This is a genomic window from Desulfatitalea tepidiphila, from assembly GCF_001293685.1.
GTDB lineage: Bacteria > Desulfobacterota > Desulfobacteria > Desulfobacterales > Desulfosarcinaceae > Desulfatitalea > Desulfatitalea tepidiphila.
The window spans coordinates 57,167-76,613 of sequence record NZ_BCAG01000006.1; the positions used below are offsets into that span (position 1 = coordinate 57,167).

Below are 19,447 nucleotides of genomic sequence, written 5' to 3' on the forward strand. Positions count from 1 at the left end.
CGGTTAAAATAAAATAAAGACGAATCTTATTTTAGGTTCGAGGCAGGCAGGATGAAGCGAGAACTCCAAGGCAGATACGTGACCATATCGACGGTGGGTGAGAAGGCCCAGGCCTTCGTGCCCGCGCCGCTGCCGCCACGTCCACCCATCGACTGGACGCCGGAGCTGCGCAGCAAGTTCGACCAGGCGTTGCTCGCGCTCGGGCGGCTGGATAGCGTTTCGACCCCGCTGCCGGACACCTCGCTGTTCCTCTACATGTATGTTCGCAAGGAAGCGGTGCTTTCTTCCATGATTGAGGGAACCCAGTCGTCGCTGTCCGACCTGCTGCTGTTCGAGCTGGATCAGGAACCCGGCGTGCCGCTGGATGACGTGCGGGAGGTCAGCAACTATGTTGCGGCCCTTGACCATGGTCTGCGCCTGCTGGAGGAGGGGCTGCCACTGTCGCTGCGGCTGTTCCGCGAGATTCATGGTGTGCTGCTGACCAAGGGGCGTGGCAGCAATCAGACCCCGGGGGAGTTTCGTCGCAGCCAGAACTGGATCGGCGGCACCCGGCCGGGCAATGCGGCTTTCGTTCCGCCTCCGGCCGAAGAGGTACTGGAGTGCATGAGCAAGCTGGAGCTCTTCCTCCATGACCAGCCGGAGCCGACCCCGGTGCTGCTCAAGGCGGCGCTGGCCCATGTGCAGTTCGAGACGATCCACCCGTTTCTGGACGGTAACGGCCGTCTCGGTCGTCTGCTGATTGCGCTGCTTTTGTGCGAGCAGAAGGTGCTGCGGGAGCCGATGCTCTACCTCAGCCTCTATTTCAAAACACATCGCCAGTACTACTACGAGCTGCTCAACAACGTGCGTATGACAGGTGACTGGGAAGCCTGGCTCGACTTCTTCTCCGAGGCGGTGATCGTCACCGCCACCCAGGCGGTGGAAACGGCGCAGCAACTTCTCGACCTTTCGAACCAGGACCGCGACAAGATCAGCGGTCTCGGCCGGGCGGCTGCATCCACGCTGCAGATTCACCGGGCGCTGATGGAGCATCCCATCGCCACCTCAGGCTCGCTGGTGGAGAAAACCGGCATCACCCCAACGACCGTCAACAAGGCGCTCGGTCATCTGGAGCAGCTCGGCATCGTCAAGGAGTTGACCGCCCAGAAACGCAACCGCCTGTTCAGCTATGCGGGCTATATCGAGATCATGAGTCGCGGCACGGAACTGCCGGGCAGGTAGGTCAATTCGATTCGGTTATGGGAACCGAACCGGCGTCCGAAAACCGGATTCGAAGTTGTTGCGGCTCGACGCCAGGTATCCGTTTTTACTGCAAACCCGTCACCCTCGTCCGGTGCCGGGAAATCAGGGTAGAAAATCGTTTCTCTGGTCTGGTTGGCGGAAAATGGTTGTGTGAGATGACTTCGGCGCATATTATCAAGGCGTTACGAGGAGCGCGGGCTTTGAGACTGTTTTGCGGTAGGTCGGCGTTCCCTCCACCATTTTTGCGTCCAAGAAACCTTAAATTACAGATAGTTATATAGCTGGTTCAAATTGACCTACCCCAATGGGATCACTTTGGGATCAGTTTTGAACGCCGACCACCTTCTGGACCCCATCGAAGGGTTCAATTTTTTGCGTCTCAGGAGCGTCTCCTGATGCGTACACATTTGCCATGAAAGCCGCCCCATCGTCACGCTGGTAGTTTTTGATGTAACTATAATAACGCTCATGGATCATCTTCAGATTGGAGTGACCCATCATCCTGGCCACCCAGCCCGGCTGTTCCCCCGCATCGAGCATCAGCGTGGCGAAAGTGTGCCGCGTCTGGTACAAGGGACGCTCGGCAAGACCACATTTCTTAAGCGCGGGCTTCCAGGTGTGGATGTTCACCGAGTGGTGGAACAAGGTGCGGCCGTAATAGTTCAAAAATACATAATCGGTTTTACCCATCGTCACCTTGCGTTGGTTACGAAAGGCTTCGATGACCGGCGGCAGCATCTTGATGTCCCTGACCGAACTCGGTGTCTTGGGCCGGCCCTCTTCGCCGTCTACCAATGTTTCCCGTACCCTAACCACACCCAGCTTAAAATCCACGTTGCGCCATTTCAAAGCGGCCATCTCACCGAAACGCATTCCCGTGAAAAACGCGATCGTGAAAAAGTCCCGATACCGGGGCGTCACCGTGTCCAAAAAGAGCCTCACCTCTTCCATCGACAGGGGCATGATCTCCGGCTTCTGGGTCTTTAAATTGCTGATCAGCGACATGGGATCCTTTTCGATGTACCCGGCTTTTAAGGCCATTTTGAACACCGATCTACTGCCAGGTAGTTTTATCCTCACCGGCAGATCCTTATAGAACACGCTTTCGCTTAAGACCAGCGTGACGGCCATGCAACTGCTTCGGGACAGGCAGGTTAAATCCTATGGAGAAAAAAGATGGGCCATGGTCACCAAAATCAACGAGGAGATGGAAAAGCTGGCCAAATTTAGGATTTCAGTTGAAGATAGTAAAACCCGGGACGGCGTTCACAGCTATCAAAGCCAGCTGGCCATCATCACTCCGGTGAAAAGAGATTATAACGGTCACAGCACCCTTCCGCGCAAGAGGGTGATGCAAGAGAACCTCTATTATATTCCAGTCAAGAGTGCTGAGCTACTGCTTCAACACCTTGATGGGCTTGTCCCGCAGGTTCAAGAACACGCGTGATCTGGTGGCGATGATGGTCGATGAGGTGGGCTACCCTGCCCTCTTCATCGACCGTTCATTTCTATTGAAAAAGATGATGCACAATTTTCAAAAACAAGGGCCAAAAAGCAATACCGTTATATGGCCCGAATCAAGATCGTTCAATATTCAGCTTCTCAGGCGGTCATAAAACAGGATAACTCCTCGCCGGCGGGCTGTGTCTGATTATATCGGCTACGTATCAAAGGAAGGTATATCGGCTTCAACCCATAAAAGGGGTATTTCGTTATCAGCGGGAAATATAAAATGCATTGATGACCTATTGAGTGTCGCCACTGCAAACCGCTCTCGCCTGCTGGGCTCTCCGCACCACCATCCTGCAGATGATCATTGGCAAAATGGAAATTGGCCCACATGGAGGCCCGGCTGAGGTGAATGGTACTGAAGTTTAATCCCCGACCGGTTCGAAGCTGGTTATCGGTGGATGGGCTTCAGGGTCTATTAGGATATCAATAAGCACCAAGCCTTTTTCTTGCATGGCATTCCTCAGCACTGGCGAGATTTGGTCCGGCGTGTGTACCCGGATGCCTTTACATCCGCATGCTTCAGAGATTTTAGCATGATCGACCGCCCCCATGTCGACGGCATCCGTATGATTACCAAATTTTACATCCTCAGCATGTTTTTGATATCCGAGAATACTGTTGTTAAGAATAACCAAGGTTAAATCGAGATTCATGCGTCTGGCCGCTTCCATCTCCGCCCAACTATGGCCAAAGCCTCCATCACCGGCAATACAAATTACAGGCGTATCTGGTTCAGCGACTTTGGCGCCGATTGCCATTGGAAGCCCCCAGCCGATGCCTGCAAGGCCTCGAGGTGTCAAAAAGCGCATGCCGGGTCGACGGCTTCTCAGGTAGTTTGCAACCCAGATGGAGGCGTAACTGGCATCGGCAACCACTATTGTTCCAGGGTTGAGCTGGAGGTCAATTTCGGCCATGACGTACTCAGGTCGTATGGGGGTTTTAGAAGAAAAGGCAAGCTGTTCTAGTTCCTTTTGGTGTGCCGCCTTTCCCTGCTCGATACGGCGTTCGAAATCGGCTCGAGTGTTTTGACGTTTGGACAAATCTCTGTTTTTTAAAATTTCAAATAGTTCTTGCAGGATCAGTTTGGCATCGCCCAGGAGTGGCAGTGCTTCGTAATTACGCCCAATTTCCATGGGATCGACGTCGATGTGGATGTAACGGGATTGAGTAGGATAAAGGGACCAACTATCAGTGTCGTTCTGGCTCGTGCGGTTACCCACCAAAACCACAAGATCAGCCTGGGTCAACAGATCTCGCTGGAACTTGGTAGCACTACCAGTTCCCATAAAATAGCCAACAACCCCCACACTTAATGGATGAGCATCATCAACGCAGCCTTTACCCATGACAGTGGTTGCAATGGGCAGTGCTGCTGCCTCTTGGAGAAGGGCCAACTCTTTACACGCATCGGATGTGTGAACTCCACCGCCGGCGATAACAAAGGGATGATCGGCTTCGATAATCAGATCGGCAGCTTTCTCAATTTCCGATCGTTTCGGCATGCTTCGCGTCAAAGGATAATGACCGAGGTTCAAGCGTCGCTGTACAAGCCCTGTCTGACTTTGAGTGATCAGCAAATCGGCCGGCAGTAGTAGCACTGCAGGGCCTGGTCGACCGCTCGCCGCTGCACGAAACGCCATGTCCAGATAATCGTCTGCTCGTGAAGCTTGGTCCAACCGTCGAACCCACTTGGAGCAGGCACTGAACATATTCAAATGGTCAAACTCCTGAAAAGCGTTGCGATCGGTTTGAGTCAAGGCCACGTCCTGAATTAGGGCTACGACGGGTATTGATGATTTCAGGGCTTCACCCAAGGGCGGTACCAGCAAAGTGGCTGCAGGTCCATTCTGTGCGGTAACTACCCCCACCCGGTGAGAAATGCGAGCAAATCCATCAGCCATTGCACCGCCGGCGTTTTCGGTGCGGTACCATGCCTGTCTGATGCCATAGTGTCTAGCAGCCAGGTGAAGTGCTGTCGGCAAGCTCTGGCCGAATACTACCGACACACCGTGACGCAAGAGGCCCTTGGCCAGAACATCGGCTACTGTCCCTGAAAATTCCAATGGCTCACGTATCATTCGTTGCTTCATGGGTTGCCTCCTTATACCTTGCCAATCAGGCGCATAGCATTTTTCGACAAAATCGCATCGATCTCTGCGGTGGTGAAGGTGATTCCCGGCGGGGCTTTTTCCGGAAGATTCTGAATAAGATCTACCCATTGCCGATTGTTCAACCCATAGAGACGGAAAGCCGGGCCATCGGTGGCAAACAGCACGTTGTCCGAACCGGCGATGGTTAGAAAATCCCTGAGGTAACGACAAAACAGGCCGTAATCCCTTGAGGCGACCGTCTGCCAACCGGATATATCGGACCACAGATTGGTTTTCTTACTGATTAGGAAAGCTGTCTGTTGCCACCAACCGAAACCCATGTGAGCTGCCACCACATTCAAATCAGGAAAGTCTAGTGTTACATCATCCAAATAAATGGGGTCACAGTATTTATTACGAAACGGTGGAATGGCTGCACCCGTGTGACACAGTACCGGTACCCCCAATTCACATGCTTTCTCATAAAAGGGGTATACGATGCGGTCATTGGGATAGTAGCCTGCCGCAGGGTCCAATTTAAGACCTTTCATCCCCCATTGACGTACGGCCTTTTCAAATAATTCCACACCGTCCTTTCGACGGGGGTCGATACCGAAAAATGCTCCGATGACACCCGCGTGGTGCCGGGTAATCTCCGCGATCAGGCGATTTTTTTCTTCGATGTCCACTGGGCATTCGCCAAGCTCAAGCCCCAAATCAAGAGGCATGATAATCGTGTAATCAATACCTGCGTTTTGCATTTCGGCAGTCAGAACATCTCCATGTGGGTCCGAGAATACCTTAGATAGGTTTCCGGCAATTTCCTCACGGTCGGCGGGCTGACCGCTGCGCCGTCGAACCGCTACCGCACGCGCTGTAAGATCACTCCAGAATTTTTCCGGCAACCAATCACGATTAAAAAGATGGGCGTGAAAATCAATAACCATGCGTCGCTCCTTTTTACATCCCCAGATAGGCTTTTTTTACCTGCTCGCTAGCCAATATTTCAGCACTTGGCCCTGAAAGGACCATGGCACCATTTTCCAAGACATAGCTATAGGAGGAAATCTTCAAAGAGACGTGGATATCCTGCTCCACCAAGAGAATGGTGGTGCCCAGCTCATTGATACGGACGATAGTATTAAAAATATCTTTCACAATGATTGGTGCCAGACCGATGGAAGGCTCATCCAACATGAGCAGTTCTGGATCGGACATGAGCCCCCTGCCAATGGCCACCATGCGTTGTTCACCACCGCTGAGGGTGCCTGCCGTTTGCATTGTGCGCTCTGCAAGAGCAGGAAATAGATGGAGTACTTTATCGATGTTTTCCTTGCGTTTGGTTTTGACGCGAGGATGCATAGCACCCATTTCGAGATTTTCAAGAACGGTCATATGGGGAAACAAGCGTCGGTTTTCGGGCACCTGGACCAATCCCATTACGACCCGCTTGTGGGCCGGAATGTGTGCGATGGGGCTCCCTTTAAAGTTAACATTGCCTGCATGGGTGGGAACCAAACCGGAAAGAGCGTTGATCAGCGTGGATTTGCCAGACCCGTTGGAACCCACCAGGGAAATGATTGCGCCGTGTTCAATGGTCAAGGAGATATCGGTGAGAGCGGCGACATCTCCGTATTTGACTGACAGCTGATTGATTTCAAGTAAGCTCAAAGCCTTCCCCCAGATACGCCTTGACGACCCTTGAATCAGCAATCACCTCGTCCGGTCGCCCTTCCATAATTTTTTCTCCCTGGGCAATCACCAGGATGCGCTCCGATACGGACATGATTGCACGCATTACGTGCTCGACTACCATGACGGTAATCCCGGCGTCTCGTATTTGCCTGACGAGCTGGATCGCCTCTTCAATTTCAGTCGAATTGAGGCCAGCCATGACTTCATCAAGCAGCAACAACCGCGGTCGGGTGGCCAGAGCACGCGCCACTTCCAAACGTTTCATGTTGGGCAATGTCAGCGAACTTGCCGGCTGATCCATTTTCTCTATCAATCCACCCAGATCCAAGGCTTGCAAGGCCACTGCGCGAGCATTGGCATAAGTGCTTTCGTGACAGAAAGCGCCTACGATTACATTATCCAATACGCTCATGCTGCCGAAGGGCTTCACGATCTGGTAGGTTCTGCCCATGCCGTGCTTACATATTTGGTGTACCTTACCAATCCGTGCAATATTAGTGTTGCAGAAATGCACGATTCCCGATGAAGGGGCATGGATACCGCAAAGTATGTTGAACAGCGTAGTTTTACCAGCGCCGTTGGGTCCAATGATGCCTACAATTTCACCTGGATGAACCAGAAAACTGATGTCTGAGAGTACCTTAAGTCCCCCGAAACTTTTCCCAAGATCTCTAACTTCCAGCAACGGGGCTTGATGCGAAGTGGTGTTCTGAGCTGTTGCCGCGGTTGAACGAAAAACCTTGTGTGTAGATACCATATCTTTTGCGTTGGGACTACCAGATCCAAAACGAGGGAGAAACGAGAGGAGGGTCTGATATCTGCTCTGGAGAAGATGTTTAATGCCGTGTGGCATAAACATGACCACCAGAATTAAAATGCAACCATAGATGATATAATGCAGTCCTTGAATGCCTCCTCCGATCCAGCTTCTTAGAAAATTGCCTAGTGGTATAAGAATAGCAGCCCCGATTAATGGCCCCACCGCGCTACCTAATCCGCCCACCATTGGGAGCAGGGCAAACTGCACCGATAGATTGACGGAAAAATCTGAATGGGGTTCAAGAAAAAGGACATATTGGGAGACCATCACCGCTCCCATGGCAGTCAATACAGCACTCAATAACAGTGCGTGGATCTTGGCTTTGCTGGTATCGACGCCCAATGATTCAGCGGCTTGGTCTTCTTCTCTTAAAGCGGTCAGATGGAATCCCAATTTTGTTCGTTCCAATCTTAGGCTAATTGCCAAGACCAATAGCATGTATCCAAACGCCATGATCCCATAACTATTTTTGGATTCGAATATCAGGTTCATCCAGGAGGGTTGATAGGGGATGGACAGTCCTTCTGAGCCTTCGGTGAGGCCTCGCATGTATACAGCCAACAATTGAAGTACTTCCGCGACGGCCAATGTGGCTAATGTGAAAAACGGACCCTTGAGGCGCAAACAGGGATAACCGATAACGACCGCGAGAACGGCAGCAGCCGCCATGCTGATCCAAATGCCCAAAATGGGTGGTAACCCAAATTTGGCAAAAAGAACCGCGGTTGTATATGCGCCCACACCATAAAAGGCGGCATGACCTAAAGATATCTGGCCGGCGTATCCACCAATAATATTCCACGCCCCTGATAGCCCGGCAAACACGAAAATCATGAAGAGCAGGTCGAGATAAAATGCGTTGTGGGTAAAAATAACCAGCGCCAAAACCGTCATAAAAATCAATGAAGGCAAGTAGACTTCGGGCTTGCCCAGGCGTTTAAAGCAGGAAGCCACCATTATTTGAGTCCCATCTCTTCGGCACCGACCATGCCCATCAGGCCGGAAGGTCTAAATATCAACACCATCAGAAAAACAATGAAGTAGACCATCTCCTTCAGCGCTGGGTCAATATAGTAACCGCTAAGTGAATCGATGATGCCGATGATCATACCGCCTATCAGGGCGCCCATCATGTTGCCCAATCCCCCAAGAACAACCACCACAAATGCCGATAGAACGAAATAAGCACCAACCGATGGAAATACATAATATAGAGGTAAAATAAGACTGCCTGCCAGCCCCACCAGCGCGGTACCGAGGCCAAATGTGACCAGATAGATTTTGTTGGGGTCGATGCCCATTAGCCGAACAGCGTCACGGTCTTGGGCAATAGCACGGATTTGTTTACCCAAGTCGGTTTTACCCAGAAAAAGAAACAGAATCCACGCAACCCCTATGGCCGCGGCGAAGACTATCATGCGTGCGTAGGATAGACTGATCGAACCGACCTGCAGGACCTCCTTTGAAAAGGCCATATTGATGCTTCGGTAATCCCCTGTGAACAATGACAGGGCAAGATTGATAAGCACGACAGAGAGCCCAACGGTGGCGAAGATCTGCATATAGGAGGGGGCATTGCGGATGGGGCGGATGATCACTTGGTCTATAAACACTCCAATAATAAACATGACCGGCAGAACGATAATCATTGACACATAAGGGTTGAGGTCCAGAATCGTGAAGCAGAAATAAGAGACGTACATTGAAATCATCAGAATTTCACCATGGGCGAAATTTATAATCCGGATCACGCCAAAAATGAGAGTAAGACCCAAGCTTATCAGGGCATACACGCCACCTAAAAACAAACCGTTGATTAGCACCTGCAATAAAACCATTTGGTAGCTCCCTTGAGAAAGGGTCCAACCTAACTCTTGCTTACGCGGCGGGCTGGAGAAAGCAACTGCTTACCAGTTGTCTTCTCCAGCACCAGTGCACCTATTTTCATTAGGCCGTCTTATTCATAAAGCGTGCGGCTTTTTATTGCATCCATTGGTATATCTTTATTTTAGCTGGAGATTATGTCCGGGTGAAGCTGCTTCCTGAGGACTAACGATCCACAACGCCCCGTTTTGCCACTGCGATATGAAATAACGAGCAAGGGTGTTTTGACCCATGTTGGGTTCGCCGGGCCCTGCGAATTTTATCCCAAAGCGCAGTAATGTTTGATCTGCAGAAATATTGGTTTCACTAGCAGCTTTAACCAGATCCTCCGGATCGAGGCTGCCTGCCCGCTCTATGACATCCCAAAGGGCCAGGGTGCCCATGTAGTTGATTACAGAGAAAACGCTGTTTGGCTTTTGGCCAAAGGTCTCGATATATAGTTTTTCTAATTCATCAATGCCCTTGGCGTATGCCGGATTCAAATTATAGCCGGGATATCCCACGTTGCAAACATATCCATCTGCAGCATCTCCCAGCGCATTGCGGTACCCGGGCAGGTTCATGCCACCGCCTGAACCGACGAGTTGCAGAACCTTCAGGCCAGCTTCCTGGGCCTGTCGGAAAAACATGATGCCATCATTTTCATAGGAAGATTCGAGAATCACGTCTGGCTTGGCGGCCTTCACTCGCATGACAAGTGAAGATAAGTCCGTAGCTTTGTGGTTGTAGGCTTCGTCAGCGACTAGTATGATACCGAGTTTTTGGGCCTCATCTCGAATGCCAGCGGCACAAGCAGTTCCGTAGGCAGAATCTTCATAGATACTGGCGACGCGGATCGATTTTGAATCCTTGCCGGCTTTTTCAGCAAGCTGTCCAATAGCAAAACGCAGCTGATCACGCCCCAGGTCGGAACCGGTCGGACATGTCCGAAAGACATACTTAAGACCGCGCTCGGTAATTTTATCTCCAACCGCTCCGAGCTCCCAGTACAAAACTTTGTGCTGGTCCGCTTTAGCACTTGCTGCCAGACTGATTGAGCTTGAAAAGCTGCCCAAGATGATTGGAACTTTCTCAACCGTACATAGTCGTTCAGTTTCATTAACTGCTGCTTTGGGATCAGGTGCATCACCATTGATGAACACGATCTGCTTTCCGAGCAGGCCACCTTTTTTATTTTGCATGATACGCGCCATCTCTGCTCCACGCCAACTGTCCAATCCCAAATTTGCCAGCGCGCCCGTACGAGAGAAGATAGTTCCCAATTTGATTACGTCCTCAGCCTCTGCCTGAACCGGTGGCGCCAGGAATATGCTTGCCACTATCGCGCAGATCAAAACCTTTTTACAAATTTGCATGGTCTCCTCCTCAAGTTTAGGGTGCTGAAATCACCCGGAGCTATCTCCGGTTTATGTGGATGTGCAACATTTGTTTTTCGATTCCTATAATCTAAAGAGAAGGTGTTCTGTCCATTGGTAGAATGCCGATTGACTATGCCGAAAACAGTCCACCATTGATGTCAAGGGTTACGCCAGTAATCAAATCGGCAGCTGGGGATGATAAATAGAGCACCGCCTGAGCGATTTCCTCTGGGCTTCCAAGTCGACGCAGGGGAACCTGCTTTAAATAGTCACTGCGCTCCTGTTCTGTTTTGCGTTCGTACCACATTTTTTCAAGGCGCTCGCCGCTTAGAACGATACCCGGTGCCACGGCATTAACGTTAATGCCATGTGGTCCTAACTCTTGGGCCACATGGCGGGTAAAAGCGATTATTGCTCCTTTGGCACTGACATAATGTACAGGGGTGAGCTGCCCACCGACGCGTGCGGTGATGGAGCTCAAGTTGACGATTTTTCCTCTTCCAGCTTTTTTCATGTGGCCAGCAGCGGCACGGGTGCACAAGAAGGTGCCTTTAAGATTCAAATTTACAACACGGTCCCAATCCTGTTCGTCCACCTGGTCGATTGGCACTTTAGGCACGCCGAGGCTGCCCCCCGCATTGTTAATAAGGATGTCGATTGATCCGAAACACGCAATGGATCGCGATATCGTCGCCTCGACTTCCTGCGGCTGAGTCACATCGCATATTGCGGTTTCGCAACGGCCCCCACCCACCGCATTGATTTCTGAAGCGTTTTGGGCCAGCCTCTCTTCATTGATGTCCGCTATCAAAATGTTGCCGCCTTCTTGGGCGAATCCCAAAGCAAATGCGCGGCCCAAACCCCCAGCACCACCTGTAATTACTATTGATTTACCATTAAATCTCATTTTTCACGGGCTCCTTTCAGCCTGAAAACATTCCAGTTCCGCCGGTCACCTCGATACTGGTGCCGGTGATCCACTCCGCCTCGTCAGATGCTAAAAAGGCAGCTGCATAGGCAACGTCCTCTGGTCTTCCCGGACGCTGGAGAACGCGCTGCTCGGGCTGAGTGATGTTGTCAGACAAATTCTTAGTTAAATCGGTGGCGATGAATCCGGGCATGATCGCATTGACTGTGATATTGTAGGCTCCGAGTTCACGCGCCGCACTCTTGGTCAGTGCAATCATCCCGGCCTTAGATGAGGCGTAACTGCAATGACCGTAACTGCCTCCTTTGGCGGCCCTCGATGACATGTTAATAATGCGGCCATGTTTTTGTCTCATCATCACTCTTGCAGCGGCTTGCGTCCCGAGAAAAGCCCCTCTAAGATTGACATTCAGTACACGATCCCAATTGGCTGGGTTCATTTCATGCAACATGGCCCGACTACCAATACCCGCATTGTTGACCCATATATCGATGCGTCCAAATTCCTTGATGACTTTTTCTACGGCACTGTGTATCGCTTCTTCTCGCGTGACATCCATCTCCAGTGAAAGCGAATGCCTACCCAATACGGTGACTTCCTCAGCTGTTTTCCCAGCTGCTGCCGAATCGATATCAGCAACCGCTACATCGGCACCTTTTTTTGCGAATATCAAACAGATGGCCTTTCCAATACCCCTCCCACCACCGGTCACAACAGCCACTTTTCCTGATAATGTCATTTACTGACTCCTGTACCTCGTGTTGAGGCGCAAAATTAAGTAAAAAAAGAATCTTTTGCTATACGGGGTGCACCGCAGGAAAATTATTAAGATGCTGCAAAAGAATCTTTTTCACCCCATTAAGATGCGTTTTCATATGTTTCTCAGCAGCATTTCCATCATTAAGGCGACATGCATCTATAATTTTTTCATGTGATTTCAAATAATTTCCGAAGTGACCGGGAATCGTGAGAATGATGTATTGGTAGCGATAGATTCGGCGCTTCAGTGTGTCCAACAGAAGTTTAAGATTATCATTACCGCAATTATCATAAAAAAAACGGTGAAAGGCAGTATTATGATTTAACCATGATTTAAGATCTGATTTAGATGCAGCTTTAATGCAACCCTCTTGAAATTTTGCTAAAATTTCTATCTGGGGGGTAGAGATTTTATCAGCTGTCAGTCGGGTAGCATAACTTTCCAGGAGCCATCTGAGATTGTAAATTTCTTCGACTTGTTTGGTCGAATATTTTGAGACCCTGTAGCCTTTGTGGTTTTCGAAGGTCAGCAACCCTTCCCCTTCTAACTGCCTAAGGCATTCCCTAATGGTGTTTCGGCTCGCTCTGTGAGCGTCTGAAAGCTCCTTTTCAGTTAGTCTCTCTCCGGGCATCAACTCGCCAAACATGATTTGATCTCTTATGGCTTGATAGATTCTTGTGCGAACCAATTGGGCCAAGCGATACCCTCCTGACTTTTCAAATTGAAAATTTTAGAGATTCAGAACCATCAAGCATCAATAAAGGTATAGCAAACAAATGCCATAGTGGTACTTCTTGCTACAGGGTTTGACTGAATCAGGAACGTCCCTGTTTGTATATAGATTGGATCTGAAACAGAGGAGCTTTAGTAAAGGCAGCAGTGTATATGTGGGGGAAGTGGAGATATAAACGAAGATACCTGCCACCTATTTGAAATGTTGAATAACATTGTTCAACAATCCTTGTCAATTTTATTTTAAGGCTCGTCATATACTCCGCCTATGTTTCGATCACCCCATGGTAGTTTAGAGTATATATAAACTTGGAATTCTTATATATTCTTACCTGACATTCACCACCATTAGGCTCACCCAAGAACTTCAAGCTTGGAAATATTCTCAGCAATGTTTGCGAAAGGGATTGCGGGACGGTCCCCCGCTTGGCACCCAATTATTCCCGAGGGCTAAAAAATTCCTCTCCTGGAAAAAATACTGCCCCCGCCGGCAGCTTTGCCACCGACGGAGACAGCCCCCCAAAACCGTTGCGAGGCGATTACGCCTGTCGCGATTGTTGGTCATTACGTGGTATCAGAAATCAATGTGGAAGACAGAGAAATGTGGTAAATCAATGCGTGCCGGTTCTTCAGCCGGCTGCCGTAGACCAGGACGTGATTGGCCTTGTCAGCAGCCACTGCACCTTGCACCAGGATGGCCATGCGCGGTGGAATTTGGCATCCCAGGCCTAACACATTGGCGTCGCCTATCAGCATTCCGCCGACAACCCTGAGAAATGCCTCGTCCTCGGGCTTATACGGACTTTGCTCCATTTTTGGTTCTAAAAACAGGTTTATTTGGACCTAGTCTATGCCTTTTATTTCTGGGGACATAAATTTGCACATCAGGAGTAACTTGTTTATTTCCTGAAGCGATGCTTCAGTCGGGTCCTTTTTCTCGGTCGGACAGATCTCGATGCGGCTGAGGAGCCTCCAGTCGACGACTTCGAAGCGGTATGGCGCTCGTTCGGGGGCCTGTTGCGTTGTTTTTGATTTTTTGGTCATTTGGTTCTCCTTGGGGATTTGATGGATTGCACGTGGCTGTATGCCGGGTAAAGTGGTATAATTTAATTATTTGAGCCATTAATCCGGATCAAATAGCCCTCAATCGCCATGATGGTGGTTTCATCCTACCAATGTCCATCCAATCGGTCCGCATTGCATAACGCCCACGCCGCCGCATCTTATTGACAAATGAAACACGAACCAAAAACAAATACAAAACAACCGGAGAGGTGACATATGGCCGACAATAGAATGCAAGACTACTTTGACGACAAAAGCGAGGGACACGTGGACACCCGTGAAGCCAATTTTAAATGCGATAACCCTGACGAGCATCTGGGCTGTGACATGGGAATCGACGTTCAGGGATAAGTAAAAGGAAGGTGCCTTATGATCGGAATCATGCTGACGATAATAGTTCTTGGCTACTTCATCAATCACTGCATTAACGGTCGAGTGGCCGTGGCAGCGTGCAAACTCTAGCCAGGTAGGGTTCAAGGCAGAGCTTCATCAAATAGGCAAACAGATATAGTCCGCTAATCAAAACGGCATATAAAAAAAGGCAGGGCCTCGATTGAGGCTCTGCCTTTTTTCGTGTGCCAGGCATGTCTTAATTTGTAAAAGTCAATTACTTCCCAGACAGATCGCCCTCTCGGGAAGACAAGTTTAAGCTGCTTTTTCCATCAATTTTTCACGCTCCAATTTGCCGGTTTCGATAGTTTCAAATGGTCTGCGGCCCAAATTGCGATATCCACGATGGGGCCGCTCATAGTTGTACTGATGCAGCCATTCGTCCAGATCCGATTGCAATGCCGTAACTGACCCATATAGTTTTTTACGAAAGCAGGATCTGAAAAACTCATCGAGCAAAGTGCGGTTGAACCGTTCAACAAAACCGTTGGTCCTGGGGGTTCCCACTTTTGTATGGCGGTGATCGATGTCGTTGAATTCCAAAAAGATCTCATACATGTGGATCATCGGCCGGCCCTTATACTCGGTGCCGTTGTCGATAAGGATCGCCTCCACGGGCAGTTTGTGCTGTTGGTAAAAGGGCAGAACGCGGTCATAGAGCACGTCCACGGCCGTTTCAGGGCGTTTGCTGGTGTAAAGCTTGGCAAAACCGAAGCTGCCATAGGTATCGATCACCGTTTGCAGGTAAATGCGGCCAACGCCTTTTAGGCGACCAACGTAAAACGTATCCTGGCACAACAACTGACCAGGATAACTGCTCTCCACATGGCGCTCTTTGAAGCATGGGTTGGCCTTTTCGATCAGCCGGATCTGCTGTTCGATCAATTCGAAGCCTTGTTCGGCATGCACCTGTTCAAGGCGCAGCAGGCGTTTGTAACGTGTTTCCATGTCCTGTTTGATCCATAGGTTGCGCACCGAGCTGGCGCAAACCGAGACCCCTTCAAGGGCCAGCTGGTCGGCGATGCGCTGCTGGCCATAGGCTGGATGTTTTATGGACAGATCAATGATCTTTTGCTTGAGCTCATCAGTCAGTTCGTTTGGGTGTGATCCCGGGATCGGCGGCTTGTCGATAAGACCGTCCATGCCGTGAAGCTGAAAGGATCGTTTATATTCATAAAATTGGCTTCGAGAGACTTTGTGCATCTGGCATGCTTTGGATACATTACCCAGTTTTTCGGCAAGCTGTAGCAAGGTTAATCGTTTCTGTGCTAATTTGGATTTGGCGGTCATGGTCGGCTCCTTTCGGTTACGGTTGGTTGTTGGGCAACAACGATTATAACCGAGAGAGCGACCGGGCCGCCATAGCCGGGGGGATTTTATGGTCCCCCCGGCTATGGCGCCCCTACACCGAGTTCCAAACTATTTTTTTTCGGTAAAGTGTCCGGGAAGATCTTAGCTAATTCACTTAATTTTTAGGGTACGGGTCCCGAACAGCAGGTATAGTGTCGGAACTGCTATTCACCATCAACGCGTTCTTTCAGTTCCGTTCCCACCTTGAAAAACGGCAGGCGTTTGGGCTTGACCGTGACCATTTCCCCGCTTTTGGGGTTGCGCCCCTTGTAGCTGTCATACTCTTTGACTTTGAAAGAACACAGCCCCCTGATCTCCACGCGGTCGCCGTTGAAGAGTGCGTCGGACATGTGGTTGAAAAACAGGTCGACCACGTTTTTGGATTCCGCCCTGGAAAGCCCTTGCTCCTCTGCCAACTTCGTTATCAATTCGAGTTTGTTCATGCGTGCTCCAACGGTAATGGTCAATGGTGAGATGCCGGGTTTGTATTGCCATATGAGCTAAAGGTCAAGAATTAAATAGAAAAATAATGCAGCACGTTGAGGCTGACACATCTGAATTTTCGATATTGACGAACTTTCGTCTAAACTCTTGCCTTTTCATGTTGACAAAACCGTGTCGAAGTTTATGATAGTAATTAATTACTATCTTTAACGGAGGCACACATGGATACACCGATCAAGCATCTGCCGGCAGAGGAACGCCGGGTAGTGACCATAGAGGCCGTCGTCGAGCTGGCGGGCGAACAGAATCCGCACGGAATTACCACGGCGGCCATCGCCAAACGCATGGGCCTGACCCAGGGGGCCTTGTTCCGGCACTTTCCCAATAAAGATGCCATCCTTCAAGCCGTCATGGAGTGGGTGGCCGACCGGTTGATGTCGCGGATCGAAACCGCGGTGCAGGCTGCTTCATCACCGCTCGCGGCCCTTGAACGCATGTTTATGGCTCATGTGGACTTTATTGCCGAGCACCCGGGCATCCCCCGACTGTTGTTCGGTGAATTACAGCACGCAGCGGAAACCGGCGCCAAGCGCATGGCGCAAACGCTCGTCCGCCGTTACGGCGAGCGTCTGGACCGGTTGTTCCAACAGGGCAAGGCGTGCGGTGAACTCGATGCCGGTCTGGATTTCGATGCAGCAGCCACCCTGTTCATCGGCACGATCCAGGGATTGGTGATGCAGTCGCTGCTGGCCGGAGACATCGACCGCATCCGGCGCGATGCCCACAGAGTTTTTGCCATTTACCTGCGGGGAATCCGGAGCGCATCATGAAACGACTGCCTTTTCAAAAGCGTACCTTGACCTTGATGGCCATACTGGTCCCGCTTTTTGCCCTGTTTATTTACGTCGCGTTCAGCTCGGGGCCGCTCGCCCCGGTGCCCGTGGTCCTGGCCACCGTTGAAAACATGAGCCTGTCGCCGGCACTGTTCGGTATCGGCACGGTCGAGGCGCGCTATACCTACAAGATCGGCCCAACCTTTGCCGGCCGCCTGAAGCAAGTAGCCTTTGATGTGGGAGACCGCGTCCGGGCCGGGCAGGTGATCGGCGAAATGGACCCTGTGGATCTCGATGAGCGCATCGCGGCCCAGGATGCCGCCATAAAAGAGGTGCTTGCCCAGTTACGCGAGGTCCAGGCGCGCAAGGACTATGCCCAATCCCAGGCCCAGCGCTATCACCTGTTGCTGAAAGGCCGCGCCACCAGTGAAGAGACGGCCGCTGCCAAGCATCAGGAACTGCAGGTCGCCCAGGCCGCCCTCGCTGCTGCACAAGAGGCGTTGTCTCGCGCGCGAGCCGAACGTGAGGGCCTTGCGGCACAGCGTCGGCACCTGCTGCTGATCGCTCCGGTCGACGGCCTCATCGTCGCCCGCGATGTCGACCCGGGCACCACCGTGGTGGCCGGTCAGGCCGTGGTGGAACTGATCGATCCGGACTCGTTGTGGATCGATGTCCGCTTTGACCAGATCCGTGCGCAGGGGCTTGCAGCCGGTCTGCCGGCACAGATTGTGTTGCGATCCCGGGCGGGCGTCTCAAGCACAGGACGCGTGCTTCGGGTGGAGCCGTTGGCCGATGCGGTGACCGAGGAAATTCTGGCCAAGGTGGTCTTTGAGCATCTGCCCGATCCTCTGCCGCCGATTGGTGAACTGGCCGAAGTGACCGTCGAGCTGCCGGCCCAACCGTCGGGGCCGGTTATACCGAATGCCGCCATCCAGCGCATCGATGGCCGACTGGGGGTGTGGCAGGTCACCGATGGCGGACCGGCTTTTAAACCCATTGAATCGGTAGCCTCGGATCTGGACGGGCGGGTATTGGTTCGAAAAGGACTCGAGCCCGGTCACAGGGTCGTTGCCTATAGCCAGAGCGCCATCAGCGGGCACAGCCGGATTCACGTCGTGGAACGATTGCCGGGGGTGGCGCCATGATCAGTCTGGCAGGACGAGATATTCTGCATGCCTGGGGAAAATTCGTCTTCACCGGTGTGGGGTTGGGTCTGCTCATCGGCGTGACGCTGATCATGGCCGGCGTCTATCGCGGGATGGTGGACGATGCCAAGGTGCTGCTCGACAACAGCGGGGCGGACCTCTGGGTGGTTCAAAAGGACACCCTTGGTCCGTACGCCGAATCGTCGAGCGTCTACGACGATCTGTGGCGCAGCATCCGCGGCATTCCGGGCGTGGCCAACGCGGCCAACGTCACCTACCTGACCATGCAGGTCCGCCATGGCGAGCGCGATGTGCGGGCCATGGTGACCGGTATCGGCGCGGACGGGCCTGGAACGCCTGGTTGGCCCCCCTATCTGGTCGGCGGCCGCCAGATCACACGCGGCCACTATGAGGCCGTGGCCGATATGGCCACCGGTTTCAAACTCGGGGACCGATTGAAGATACGCCGCAACATTTACACCGTGGTCGGATTGACCCGCCGAATGGTCTCATCCAACGGAGACCCCATGGTATTTATTCCCTTAAAAGACGCGCAAGAGGCCCAATTTCTCAAGGACAACGATGCCATCTGGCAGCAGCGCCGCCGCACGTCGGAAAACCCGGTGTTCAACAACCCGGGGACGCCCGGCGTGCTCGAGGCGGTGATCGCGTCCCAAACCAGCAGTCCCTATGTCAACGCGGTCCTGGTGCAGGTCGCTCGTACCCATGCCCCCGAGGATGTGGCCCAGGCCATCCGCAGGTGGCAGCGCCTCACGGTGTACACCCGTGCCCAGATGGAAGCCATCCTGGTCGGCAAGCTGATCGCCACCTCGGCCAAACAAATCGGCATGTTTTTAGTGATCCTGGCGGTGGTGAGCGCCGCAATCGTGGCGTTTATTATCTATACCCTGACCATCGGCAAAATCCGCGAGATCGCCGTGTTGAAGCTGATCGGGACCAGGAATCGAACCATCGCCGCCATGATCCTCAAGCAGGCGATCGCCCTGGGCACGATCGGATTTGTGGTCGGCAAAATCTCGGCCACATTCGGAGCGCCCTATTTTCCCAAACATGTCCTGCTTGTGCCCCAAGATTCGGTCGCCGGTGTTGCGGCGGTGGTCGCCATCTGCATCCTGTCGAGTATCGTGGCCATCCATGCCGCCCTCAAGGTGGATCCCGCCGAGGCCATCGGAGGCTGA

General features: G+C 51.9%; 20 protein-coding genes. 6 read left to right on the plus strand and 14 right to left on the minus strand.

Features of this window, described 5'->3' with window-relative positions:
• Positions 1-51 precede the first annotated feature (51 nt).
• Positions 52-1,221, plus strand: a complete 1,170-nt coding sequence (locus DFT_RS20130; RefSeq protein WP_011367014.1) for a Fic family protein — start codon at positions 52-54, stop codon at positions 1,219-1,221.
• A 342-nt stretch (positions 1,222-1,563) separates the two neighbouring features.
• Here the strand turns inward: DFT_RS20130 and DFT_RS20135 are convergent, their stop codons facing one another.
• Entirely contained in the window at positions 1,564-2,283 is a 720-nt protein-coding gene (locus DFT_RS20135) for a tyrosine-type recombinase/integrase (RefSeq protein ID WP_161807215.1), read from the minus strand.
• A 142-nt stretch (positions 2,284-2,425) separates the two neighbouring features.
• Here DFT_RS20135 and DFT_RS20140 point away from each other — a divergent pair, with 142 nt between their 5' ends.
• Positions 2,426-2,689 (plus strand): hypothetical protein, encoded by a 264-nt coding sequence (locus DFT_RS20140; RefSeq protein ID WP_152972096.1) that lies wholly within the window; start codon positions 2,426-2,428, stop codon positions 2,687-2,689.
• 427 nt (positions 2,690-3,116) lie between these two features.
• Here the strand turns inward: DFT_RS20140 and DFT_RS20145 are convergent, their stop codons facing one another.
• The 11 genes from DFT_RS20145 to DFT_RS20195 form a co-directional block, all read right to left on the minus strand.
• Complete coding sequence (locus DFT_RS20145; protein WP_083453672.1) at positions 3,117-4,844, minus strand: acetolactate synthase catalytic subunit; 1,728 nt, start codon at positions 4,842-4,844, stop codon at positions 3,117-3,119.
• Between the two features lie 11 nt (positions 4,845-4,855).
• Positions 4,856-5,791, minus strand: a complete 936-nt coding sequence (locus tag DFT_RS20150) for an amidohydrolase family protein (RefSeq protein ID WP_054033044.1) — start codon at positions 5,789-5,791, stop codon at positions 4,856-4,858.
• Between the two features lie 13 nt (positions 5,792-5,804).
• Complete coding sequence (locus DFT_RS20155; RefSeq protein ID WP_054033045.1) at positions 5,805-6,515, minus strand: ABC transporter ATP-binding protein; 711 nt, start codon at positions 6,513-6,515, stop codon at positions 5,805-5,807.
• Complete coding sequence (locus DFT_RS20160; protein ID WP_054033046.1) at positions 6,502-8,316, minus strand: branched-chain amino acid ABC transporter ATP-binding protein/permease; 1,815 nt, start codon at positions 8,314-8,316, stop codon at positions 6,502-6,504. The genes DFT_RS20155 and DFT_RS20160 overlap by 14 nt, the downstream gene beginning before the upstream one ends.
• Positions 8,316-9,197 (minus strand): branched-chain amino acid ABC transporter permease, encoded by an 882-nt coding sequence (locus tag DFT_RS20165; protein ID WP_054033047.1) that lies wholly within the window; start codon positions 9,195-9,197, stop codon positions 8,316-8,318. Before DFT_RS20165 ends, DFT_RS20160 begins: the two co-directional genes overlap by 1 nt.
• Positions 9,198-9,362: 165 nt before the next feature.
• Positions 9,363-10,598: an ABC transporter substrate-binding protein gene (locus tag DFT_RS20170; RefSeq protein WP_054033048.1), complete on the minus strand. Its 1,236-nt coding sequence runs from the start codon at positions 10,596-10,598 to the stop codon at positions 9,363-9,365.
• A 133-nt stretch (positions 10,599-10,731) separates the two neighbouring features.
• Complete coding sequence (locus DFT_RS20175) at positions 10,732-11,508, minus strand: SDR family NAD(P)-dependent oxidoreductase (RefSeq protein WP_054033049.1); 777 nt, start codon at positions 11,506-11,508, stop codon at positions 10,732-10,734.
• 16 nt (positions 11,509-11,524) lie between these two features.
• Positions 11,525-12,268 (minus strand): SDR family NAD(P)-dependent oxidoreductase, encoded by a 744-nt coding sequence (locus DFT_RS20180; RefSeq protein WP_054033050.1) that lies wholly within the window; start codon positions 12,266-12,268, stop codon positions 11,525-11,527.
• Positions 12,269-12,326: 58 nt separating this feature from the next.
• Positions 12,327-12,986: a GntR family transcriptional regulator gene (locus DFT_RS20185; RefSeq protein ID WP_054033051.1), complete on the minus strand. Its 660-nt coding sequence runs from the start codon at positions 12,984-12,986 to the stop codon at positions 12,327-12,329.
• Positions 12,987-13,585: 599 nt separating this feature from the next.
• Positions 13,586-13,834 carry a hypothetical protein gene (locus tag DFT_RS20190; protein WP_054033052.1) on the minus strand — a complete coding sequence of 83 codons (249 nt, stop codon included), beginning with the start codon at positions 13,832-13,834 and terminating at the stop codon, positions 13,586-13,588.
• A gap of 30 nt (positions 13,835-13,864) precedes the next feature.
• Entirely contained in the window at positions 13,865-14,065 is a 201-nt protein-coding gene (locus tag DFT_RS20195) for a hypothetical protein (RefSeq protein ID WP_054033053.1), read from the minus strand.
• Between the two features lie 237 nt (positions 14,066-14,302).
• Between DFT_RS20195 and DFT_RS27055 the strand changes: the two genes are divergently transcribed.
• Positions 14,303-14,437 carry a hypothetical protein gene (locus DFT_RS27055; protein WP_268750703.1) on the plus strand — a complete coding sequence of 45 codons (135 nt, stop codon included), beginning with the start codon at positions 14,303-14,305 and terminating at the stop codon, positions 14,435-14,437.
• 294 nt (positions 14,438-14,731) lie between these two features.
• Here DFT_RS27055 and DFT_RS20200 read toward each other — a convergent pair whose 3' ends face one another.
• Both DFT_RS20200 and DFT_RS20205 read right to left on the minus strand, forming a co-directional pair.
• Positions 14,732-15,766: an IS481 family transposase gene (locus DFT_RS20200; RefSeq protein WP_054033054.1), complete on the minus strand. Its 1,035-nt coding sequence runs from the start codon at positions 15,764-15,766 to the stop codon at positions 14,732-14,734.
• 224 nt (positions 15,767-15,990) lie between these two features.
• Positions 15,991-16,269: an HU family DNA-binding protein gene (locus DFT_RS20205; RefSeq protein ID WP_054033055.1), complete on the minus strand. Its 279-nt coding sequence runs from the start codon at positions 16,267-16,269 to the stop codon at positions 15,991-15,993.
• Positions 16,270-16,491: 222 nt separating this feature from the next.
• Here DFT_RS20205 and DFT_RS20210 point away from each other — a divergent pair, with 222 nt between their 5' ends.
• Genes DFT_RS20210 through DFT_RS20220 form a run of 3 tightly spaced genes read left to right on the plus strand, consistent with a single transcriptional unit; the run spans position 16,492 to position 19,447 of the window.
• On the plus strand, positions 16,492-17,100 hold the full coding sequence (locus tag DFT_RS20210) for a TetR/AcrR family transcriptional regulator (protein WP_054033056.1): 609 nt from the start codon (positions 16,492-16,494) through the stop codon (positions 17,098-17,100).
• Positions 17,097-18,248 (plus strand): efflux RND transporter periplasmic adaptor subunit, encoded by a 1,152-nt coding sequence (locus tag DFT_RS20215; RefSeq protein WP_054033057.1) that lies wholly within the window; start codon positions 17,097-17,099, stop codon positions 18,246-18,248. Before DFT_RS20210 ends, DFT_RS20215 begins: the two co-directional genes overlap by 4 nt.
• Complete coding sequence (locus DFT_RS20220; protein WP_054033058.1) at positions 18,245-19,447, plus strand: ABC transporter permease; 1,203 nt, start codon at positions 18,245-18,247, stop codon at positions 19,445-19,447. Before DFT_RS20215 ends, DFT_RS20220 begins: the two co-directional genes overlap by 4 nt.